This window comes from Vibrio rumoiensis 1S-45, from assembly GCF_000286955.2.
In the GTDB taxonomy this organism is placed as follows: domain Bacteria; phylum Pseudomonadota; class Gammaproteobacteria; order Enterobacterales; family Vibrionaceae; genus Vibrio; species Vibrio rumoiensis_A.
The window spans coordinates 25,956-35,462 of sequence record NZ_AJYK02000079.1 but is presented as its reverse complement, the minus strand read 5'-3'; the positions used below and the strand labels follow the sequence as shown (position 1 = coordinate 35,462).

Here is a 9,507-nt window from a genome sequence, read left to right as displayed (position 1 = left end):
GCCAAAGTAGTTCCCACTGACAATAGGCACATGGGCAACCACGTCATTAATGGCAATTGGATTACAAAACTGAGTGATCGGCATTTCCACTCCCCGAGTCTTTGACGAACTCAAGACTTGTAAGCTATTCATTTGCGAGCCCAGCCCAAATAACGAAATGATTTGTTTGAAGGCTAAATAAATAATTAAGCCACGCTGACAACACAACTAATGTTACAGCAAAGGCAAAAAAACTCATTTCCTCTGCTCCATTCCCAATTAATTTAATTCCATTTTCTTTACAGTACACGGGTTACCTGCAGCCATACAATTAGCAGGAACATCTTTTGTTACAACACTACCAGCTCCTATAACTGCGCCATCTCCAATACTAACGCCAGGTAAAATAATACAACCAAAACCTATCCAAACACCATTGCCGATTGTAACAGGCTCGACCTTTAGGTTATCAAGCTCATCCGGGTGACCTCGATTTGAAAGAGCATGTCCACTACAATCCATAATCACTGTATTAGGACCAAAAATAACATTGTTTCCTATTGTGATTTTTTCATAAGAGCAAATTGAAGTCCCCTGAAGGACACACCTTTTACCGATTACTATTTTCCCAAAAGGTCTGTCGTTAACTGAAACGCTTGTCAACTTTGTTGTACCAGAGGGAAAGGCAGGAAAATGGGATGATTCAATATAACACCCTGAATCAATGATGATCACATCATTACCGTTCGGTAAACCTTCGAAGCCATTTGAGCCGACTTTAGTCAAAGTAATCGAAGGGCACCCTGAAAATGTTATCCAATTTTCTAAACCAAAATATTTTCCATATTGTTCCATTAATTCAACGTCCGATAATTCAGAGTGGTTATCCGGACAGAGTATCCTTTCAGAGTCATACATCTTTGGCTTCCTGCTTAAAATTATTTGGGATTTCCTGAATTAGACCACCCTCCATGAGCAAGACTCGGTCAGCCGAAGCTATGGTCTCTGGACGGTGAGCGATCATCAAAATTGGAATATTGATCTCTTTAAACATCTGGCAGACAAATGACTCTGTATAGATGTCTAAGCTACTTGTCGCTTCATCCAATACAAGAAACTTAGGCTTTTTATATATGGCTCGCGCTATGAGAATCCTTTGTTTCTGACCACCAGAAAGACTTGAACCCATCTCACCAATCAAGGTGTGATACCCCATATTGAGACGCTCTATGTCGTCATGTACACCAGCTCTACGCGCGCACTCAACAAGCCACTCTTCATCTAAATCTCCGGCAAAAAAAGTAATGTTCTCAATAATCGATCCACTAAACAGTTGATCTTCTTGTAACACTGCTCCGACTTGAGTTCTAAGTGGCTTAGAGGCCATCGATTTATTGCCAAAATAGCAAATACTTCCCGATGTGGCTGAGTATATACCCAATAGAAGTTTAGAGATCGTTGACTTACCACAACCAGATGCCCCTACTAACGCAACGATTTCATTACTTTTCACACTAAAGTTGGCCCCGTTAAGGATAGGGGGCTGATCTTTTCCGTAGGAGAAATAGACATCAACAAACTCGATGACATTATCACTCGGATTATTGATCACATTAATTTGCCCTATGACGTTAGAATCGCTATCCGTTTCTTTTTCCGTTAAGACAATATCTGCTAGACGCTCGTTGTACACAGATAGCATCTTAAACTCGAAGTACTTATCTGTTAAGGAGCTAATACTGGCAGAAAAACGTCCTTGATAAGAAAGGAATGCCATCAGCATACCGATGGTAAATAGTCCATCCAACACCAAATTCGCGCCAAACCAAAGAACACTTGCAGATACAAGACTAACAATAGCCACATTCATTGTGCTGTAAATCATCCCAAGCTTTTGCTCGTGAAGCTGCGCATTTCTACGATTAATATTAAGGTTTCGCCAAGACGACTCTCGCCAAGGCAAAGTCCCATTTACTCGTAAGCTCAATACACCACGAACAGTTTCAATAAAATAACTTTCCTCTTGAGTACAGGCTTCCCAGGTATTTTCTTCAGCACGTTTAAAGGCACCAAACCAAGCAAACCTGAGAGCGATGTAACCTAATGCAGCGACTATGGCAATGAGTGATAGTTGAGGGCTGTAAACCAACATAACCGACAATGTGCCAACGACTAACACTAAGTCGAGTAAAGCCTGAATGACGCTAGTCGTTAAAGTCTGTTGAATGACATCCACCGCGGAAAATTTAGCGCTAATGCTCCCTATATCCCTTTTTTCAAACCAATCTATTGGTAACCGAAATAAATGATGGAAAACATTTGCAGCCCACTGCATATTAAAATTCACAGACAGTTTAATTGTGGCCCATTGTTGGGCAAGACCAATTAGCGTTTGAGTCGCTGTCACCATTAGTATGGCTCCGATGACGAGTATAAGAAGGTTTTTATCATACCCAACCAACACTTCATCAATGACGATTTGATTGAAGATGGGTAACGTGAGAGCTAACACCTCCAATACTAATGCGAAAACAAAAATACGCCCTAATGCCCCTTTTAATCCTACTGTTTTACCTATCAAGGTTGATAGCCGGATAGCTTTACTTTCTACTTTCTCCTCGAAATCATGAGTTGGTGTAAGCTCTAGCGCGATCCCTGTAAAATGTTTGTTTACCTCATCATGACTCAGTGTCAATGCTCCATTGGCGGGATCGTGTATTTCAATTTTCTTCCCAGTCACTTTTTTTAACACAACAAAATGATTTAGATTCCAATGCAAAATACAAGGAGTGGCTAATTGCTGTAGTTCATGTAGATCTAAGCGCACCGCTCGACCTGAAAGTTTCAGAAGTGCGCCACACTCAATGAGTCTCGCGAACGACATTCCGTGCTGAGTAATGCCACACTTTGCCCTAAGCGATCTTAGATCTGTTTTATACCCGTGCCAATCAGCAACCATCGCTAAACAAGCTATACCACATTCCGCTTTTTCAGTTTGCCGTATTAAAGAGAGTTTCTTACTCCAGCCCCAATCAATAAGGCCTTCTATATGCATTATTAAATTCTCCCCTTTATTGTGTATAAGGGTTCTAAGAGCCACTCGTAGACCTTACGTGTATCCAATTCAATGTCTGCTGTCAGTGTCATTCCTGGTACAAACAGCTGCTCCTTTCCATAAACCGTAATAGTAGGTTTATCTAATTTGACTCTAACTTGGTACAAACCCACGCCACCATGAGTACGCGAAAGTTGACTTTGTATTAGTGGACTATTTGGCAACATTTCGGCAGACACTGCTGATTTTGATATAGATACGATGACTCCTTGCTGTGCACCAAACTTTTCATAAGAGAACGCATCAAATCGTAAGCGGACATCTTGACCTTCTCGAATAAAGCCGATGCTGCGGCTGGGGGCATAAAGCTCGACGACCATAGGTTCTGAGCCTTCTGGTATAACAACTAATAAGGGTTGCCCCTTATTAACGGAGTGGCCTTCCTTGACAAAGATAGAGGCGACTACACCGTCAATCGGTGATACAACCTGAGTATCCGTTTGATAAAAATACTCGATTTTACTCTGAGTGATTTGTTGAAGCTGGCGATCTATTTCTTGTAAGGCAATATCAAGTTCTAACTGAAGTGTATTTTTCGTTTCTTCTAATTTAGCTTTTTCTCTTATCAAACGCTGTAAATTAAGACGTTGCGTTTGCACCTTAGCTTCTAATGTTATCAATTCGAGTTTTTGTTTTTGAAATTCAATCGAAGATATGAACCGCTTGTTGACTAAGACTTGCTGTTTATCAACCAGACTTTGAGCGAGGCTTAACTCTTGTTCAGATAAGTCGACTACCAACTTCAGTATTCCAGCCTCTTCAGACAAGCTTTCTAGGTCATCATTAATTACTTCTAGCTGGTGCTGAGACTTTTCAATCTCTTTACTTCTGCGCGCATCTAATAAGGCAATTTGATTATCGATGGTAGCAATAATGCGCTTTTTAACGCCCTGCCCAAACTCATCATACCGCTCTGTTTTGATCTCATATAGCGCTTCTCCCGCGAGCACTTTGTGTCCCTCCACCACAAATACACTCGCTATATAACCTTCATCATTCGACTGCACCTTAACAATGCCGCCGGTAGGAATTACCACACCATTCAATGTATCTCTACGCGTAACTCAGCAAAAACAACGAAAAAAATGATAACCACTAGAACAAACACTGAAGCTACTACAAACAGATGCTGATTCAAGGAAGCATCAATCAAAATTGAACCTTGATTATCTGACTTCTGCGCCTCAAAATACTCTGGTCGATATAAATGCTTAGCTCTTGCTACCACGGGTGTTCCTTTCCCTAATTAAGCGAAATTAAAGTTGCGTCACTTCAATTTGTTTTTCTTTATTTGCAATGAGCCTTGTGTTGACCTTTTTTGCAGAGAGATCCACACCACATTGGCAAATCTTGGTTCTGCACTTAGTTGGGTGAGTTGGAAGTTCAATGTTCTCGTCGTAAATGGAACCAATGGGGCCATCCTGCATACACCAAGAGCGGTAGATATCACCACTGAATGTAACGACTAAACTATCAATACCAGCGTAGCAGTCCCAACCGACAAAATTGGTTTGATCATTAGCAATTAAATCAAAAGTCGACAGATTCTGAGTTGTACCGTCTAGATAATGAACCTCTAATTCCGCCATTGATGGAGGAAGCGTTTTAAGCTCTGGTCGACCGCGAAAGTCCTTCATTATTTGCTCTTGCTCAGATGTATACGGATACTTTTTAGTAATCCCACCATGACCAAAACCTTCAAATAGAGGCTGAAGAGCAATAGAACAACGGACTTCTTGTTTTAGCCTATTTGCAAACGCTAAGCAGTCATCAAACCGCTCGGGAACCATCATGATATTGACGTGGAAGCGTGTAGTTTTCGATGCTTCTAGAATTTTTGACACTTCAATAAAATGAGACTCATTCTTGATATCATTAATATGATAACTAAGACTAACTCCAGTTAAGTACTTAGCATTGTCTTGCCACCATGAAAGCCTCTTAGAACCGTTGGACACAATAGTTACCAACCCGTTATGCTTATAAATATATCTAGCTAAATTCCCAAAGTAATTTAGTAGAGTTACTTCACCTCCACCAAATTCTATATTTGGTATAGTCCCATTCACTTTCGAACTTGCAATAACCCTATCAACAAACTTTATAGCATATTCATATGATGGAGGCTCTATCGAACCACTATTTAATTCAGGGTGACAATATGAACAGCTATAATTACAACTGTTGGTTATGGCCCAATTCACACACAATGAATCTTTGCTCCCCCTTGAGACTGAAAAAAATTGCATATTATTATTCATCCTTTCTCAAAGGAACTATTTTTAATAGAATCAAAGGGCAGAAAAAAAATACTAAAAACGAAGTTGAAATTATTATATCCAACATGCTAACCACTGAAAAACACTTAAATACAGCCACATTTAAGGGCGGGATAAAATATATTAAATTTGCATACCAAGGTAGGACCCATGAACTATTACACACTGGGCATTTCCTAACCGAAATTTTAAATAGAATATCTCGATATCTGATTGTATTTTCTTTACAACTAGGACACTGTTTCATTAATCACCCCTAGTAATTCCTATTTTTTACCATAGGAATTACTTAAACTAGCTAATAGTAGTCTGTATAGCCGTTATAGTCAGTTAACGACAACACCTATAGAACTCCCAACCATTCCTCCAGCATGATCAGCATAAGCGCCTCCATTATGGTTGGGATCAGTTGCCTTAATAAATATCCCACTATATGTTAGTGGGACATTTACTTACTATAAACCTCGACCACCCGCAAAACCTGCGATAGCCATATAATAACTTCTAACAAAGCTGAATATATTGGTGCTTTAAATATCTGTTTATTTGATATGATTACTAGATAAATCAAAGTCTCTTATAGAACAATTAATGGTCGAGGATTTTTTTTAACTTATTAAAATAATAATGATAAATTTGTATAAGCCCTATCCCTAATGAAACCTTTATTATGGTCTCAATAAGATGGTTTTTACTTTCTTCATAATATTCAAACAAGAAAATTGACAGAAGCATGAATACAATAAGAACTACAAGCTTCCCCATAACAGCCTCTATTTATTTTACATCAAAAGCCCATTTCTAATTACCATACCCTCTCCCTCCTGTAGGTGAACCAGCCATTCCACCTCCGGTTTGAAGACCGTTCCCCATATACGCACCGCCTGAGTTATTCATACCAGCAGCAACACTTGAATTTGGACCTGTTTGAGGCGTTGGACGATTATATGCCTGTTTAGCAGCACTCCATACTTCACCAATTATTATTCCTCCAATTATTTGTTGCGGTGTTCCAAACATTTTACCTCCATCTCCACCACCATCTACCATTGAAATTTCATCAACACTTAAGTTATACATAAATTATTTCCTTATATTAAATTACAGTAAAAGAGTACTGCGCTCATAAAAACTATCTTGTTAACCAACCTTTTTTCTTACCCAAAATTTCATCTGAATAACCGAGTAAATTAGGTATCCACGTAATGGACTCTAATAAGACTGAATATATTGGTGCTGTAATAATTTGCCGGTTTGATAAATCATCAGAAAGTTCAAAGTCTTTTATATAAGATTGCACCAATAAGAAATAAATCATTATATTGGCAGTACCGATTGCTATTGGTATCCAAATGCCCATTGCAACCATAAATACTAATAAAATAATGCTAGATGGAAATATGTACTGTGCCGCGGTCAATAGAAACCAAGGAGAGGCACACAAACCTGCTATCCAATGCGTCTTCCAAGCTTCGGTGTAAGCTTCGACTCGTCCACGAGCCCAACGTCGGCGTTGATTAAACAAGCCCTTAGCATCAATTGGGCAGTGCGTAGTTGCCTTTGCTTTAGGAGCGTACCCTGTTCGATAGCCATTTGATATTGCCTTCCAACACCAAGCAATGTCTTCGACCAACCATTCGCTCCAGCCACCTAATTGCTTCACCACTGAAGCCCGGTGTGCAACAAACGCGCCAGCTAATACTGGAACACAACCTAGTTTGTCTTGCGCGGCTCTTATCGCACCATAAAAGCTAATGTGTTCATAATGCTGTAATTTGCCTATAAAACTGTCTTTATGGTTTTCTGGCGTAATATACCCACAGACCGCAGCGTATTTTTCATCAGACCAAAGCTTAATTACTAGCTCATAGATGCCATTGATATCGATATATGTATCACTGTCTACAACGACATAGACCTCTCCAATAGCAATGCCAAGGTCTAGTACATGATCTAAGGCAAAGCCTTTTCTTCCACCATTCACTGGCCTTTCTATCACTTGGAAATCATGGTTCATCTCGGTGTTATCAATCCATTCTTTAACTCTACTGATTGCGTTGTTTGTCGAGCCATCGTCAATAACAATAACCTGAATTTGGCTTGGATAATTCTGATCGTTTAGCTTGTTTAGTGCGCAAACCAAATGTTCTTCGTTTTCATTATAGAAAGGTAAAAAAACCGAAACTGTTGGGTCATTGCTATTTTTACACTTCGACTTTTTGAGTTTATAGCACCCAAATAAAACTAAGGTTGTAATAAACGAGAATAAAGATGTTGCTATTAAAATTAATTCAATCATAACCATCTCACTTATGCTACGTAACTATTGATAAACTGACTAATTGATTGATAGTCGTACTTTGTATTCAAGTGCCCCTGAAGAAGGGTAAAAGATGAATACTTGACGTTTCGTAAAGGGAAGCCAATATAATTCACATCTAATCCCTGACTCTCGGCTTCAATGAGAATACTCTGACGAAATTCTTGGTCATTAAAGCGAGTGATCACTCTACGCTCATCGCTTTTAAGCCGCTCTTTTAAACGACTAGCTCGTAGCAAATTTAAATCTGAATGATCCTCAACTCCTAACTCTATTAACAAGAATTTATTCTCATATTGGTCTAGTAATTTCGAAAACCCCGATGAGTATTCTCTTATTTGACATAATGTCAGTTCACCTTTCGAGTAGTGATTGAGCGTGTCGATGAAGTTAACCAGCCAGGATTCAATAAGTTCATGATCATCCCATACGGCACCAACACCATTAGCCAATACATAATTTCCAAAATCGGGCACGGCCGTTATGGTACCAAAATCCAAGAACCGCCCATCTATCGATATGTTTGAACTGGTTAAAGAACCGTGTGGGATTCCTTTTACTCTCGATGCTGCAATCTGACAAGCTAGGCGATCAATCATTTTGTTAAGGGCATCACCGAGTGACACATTATTTACCTCACTAAAGAGCAATTTAGATAAGTACGGAACGGCCTTTCTTACTCGGTTAGCATCATTATCCCGTAGGAAGCTGTAACTCTCCTCTGGCCAGAAAAAAGTACATCGCTCAAAATGTGCTGGACGCACAGAAACTTCCCTGATAGCTAAGGCACAGTGTTTATAAGGTGCATTATCTAAGTATCCAAACTTATGCTTTGTATTGGTCTTAATAATGGCTAACGTTCGTATTGCTCCGTAAGGTAGATGCTTATGGCAGATCTCACCCCATATTGCTTCACTAATAGCCTCATCAATAAATAATTTACCATGTGAGTGGCTTTCAGATATATTCACAGCCACTAGAGGATTACGTCCTATCCCTTTAATCTGAAAATGCCCATTTAAGCCGCACCGTGCGCTACCACCGTTACATACTTCATGTCGAGAGCCATACTGATCTGCCATGAATGATTTCTTATCATTAGTTACAATTCTTGTTTTCTTCGTATAACCTTTAGACACATAACTAAAATTATTAATAAGCTCATCTTTAATAATTTTTTCATCAAGTTCAATATTGTACTCTTGGATAAGTTCTTTATTAATCCAAACAACTTCAGCCCCGTTTAGCTTATAGGTATCAAATGAAACAAAGGACTCTTCAGGTAAATCATTACCTATACATGGAGTGTTATCTTTTCCAGCTAATTTATGCGTTTTTAGTAAATCAGTAACCATAAACACTCCGTTTATTCGTTTTGATAATATTACCTTGACTATCTCGAATACAAATATTGATCTCTTTTCTATTCATTTCTGCTGGTAAAGTAATGAATCTATAGAGTTCTCTCAATTGACTTATATTATTTTTTTCCATAAACCAATCCACAACTATTAGATTATTTCCTTCATTCCAATTCATTGGCTTTAATGAAAACCTAGGTTGAGTCATGTAGTTATTAAGTGTCAAGTCATCTACCCAAGCCCATATAACATATCCTGTAAAACCAACATCGCTAGATAATTTCAAAAACTTATATTGCCTATGAATTACCGCTGGTTTTATCCAATGGATAAATGAAGCTATGTTTAGTTCCCTACGTGTATTACATTTAACCATCACCTCTAAAAACTGTCCTAATTCGTGGGTAACATCTACTTTTGATAAAGGCCCGTAAGGTAGTCCGGAAATTTGAT

The 9,507-nt window shown here is 38.9% G+C and carries 8 protein-coding genes and 1 pseudogene; all 9 read right to left on the bottom strand.

What is annotated here, in order from left to right; translation table 11 throughout:
* A pseudogene (locus A1QC_RS15380) lies at window positions 1-189 on the bottom strand (hypothetical protein); the annotation flags it as partial.
* A 69-nt stretch (window positions 190-258) separates the two neighbouring features.
* The gene (locus A1QC_RS10435) at window positions 259-897 is read right to left on the bottom strand and encodes an acyltransferase (protein WP_017026064.1); all 639 of its coding nucleotides are present in this window, start codon (window positions 895-897) and stop codon (window positions 259-261) included.
* Window positions 890-3,034, bottom strand: a complete 2,145-nt coding sequence (locus A1QC_RS10430) for a peptidase domain-containing ABC transporter (RefSeq protein WP_017026063.1) — start codon at window positions 3,032-3,034, stop codon at window positions 890-892. The genes A1QC_RS10435 and A1QC_RS10430 overlap by 8 nt, the downstream gene beginning before the upstream one ends.
* A 2-nt stretch (window positions 3,035-3,036) precedes the next feature.
* Window positions 3,037-4,131, bottom strand: a complete 1,095-nt coding sequence (locus tag A1QC_RS10425) for an HlyD family secretion protein (RefSeq protein ID WP_241796594.1) — start codon at window positions 4,129-4,131, stop codon at window positions 3,037-3,039.
* A gap of 219 nt (window positions 4,132-4,350) precedes the next feature.
* Window positions 4,351-5,343, bottom strand: coding sequence for a radical SAM protein (locus A1QC_RS10420; RefSeq protein WP_017026060.1), 993 nt, complete (start codon window positions 5,341-5,343; stop codon window positions 4,351-4,353).
* 831 nt (window positions 5,344-6,174) lie between these two features.
* The gene (locus A1QC_RS10415; protein WP_017026058.1) at window positions 6,175-6,453 is read right to left on the bottom strand and encodes a hypothetical protein; all 279 of its coding nucleotides are present in this window, start codon (window positions 6,451-6,453) and stop codon (window positions 6,175-6,177) included.
* Window positions 6,454-6,505: 52 nt separating this feature from the next.
* Entirely contained in the window at window positions 6,506-7,672 is a 1,167-nt protein-coding gene (locus A1QC_RS10410) for a glycosyltransferase (protein WP_017026057.1), read from the bottom strand.
* Window positions 7,673-7,683: 11 nt separating this feature from the next.
* Complete coding sequence (locus tag A1QC_RS10405; RefSeq protein WP_017026056.1) at window positions 7,684-9,048, bottom strand: protein adenylyltransferase SelO family protein; 1,365 nt, start codon at window positions 9,046-9,048, stop codon at window positions 7,684-7,686.
* A partial coding sequence (locus A1QC_RS10400) for a toxin-activating lysine-acyltransferase (RefSeq protein WP_017026055.1) occupies window positions 9,038-9,507 on the bottom strand: 470 nt, incomplete at its 5' end. The genes A1QC_RS10405 and A1QC_RS10400, both read right to left, overlap by 11 nt.

Coding starts and splice junctions, on each gene's coding strand:
- A1QC_RS10405 (WP_017026056.1), bottom strand. CDS start 9,048: ATGGTTACTGATTTACTAAAAACGCATAAATTAGCTGGAAAAGATAAC.
- A1QC_RS10410 (WP_017026057.1), bottom strand. CDS start 7,672: ATGATTGAATTAATTTTAATAGCAACATCTTTATTCTCGTTTATTACA.
- A1QC_RS10430 (WP_017026063.1), bottom strand. CDS start 3,034: ATGCATATAGAAGGCCTTATTGATTGGGGCTGGAGTAAGAAACTCTCT.
- A1QC_RS10415 (WP_017026058.1), bottom strand. CDS start 6,453: ATGTATAACTTAAGTGTTGATGAAATTTCAATGGTAGATGGTGGTGGA.
- A1QC_RS10420 (WP_017026060.1), bottom strand. CDS start 5,343: ATGCAATTTTTTTCAGTCTCAAGGGGGAGCAAAGATTCATTGTGTGTG.
- A1QC_RS10435 (WP_017026064.1), bottom strand. CDS start 897: ATGTATGACTCTGAAAGGATACTCTGTCCGGATAACCACTCTGAATTA.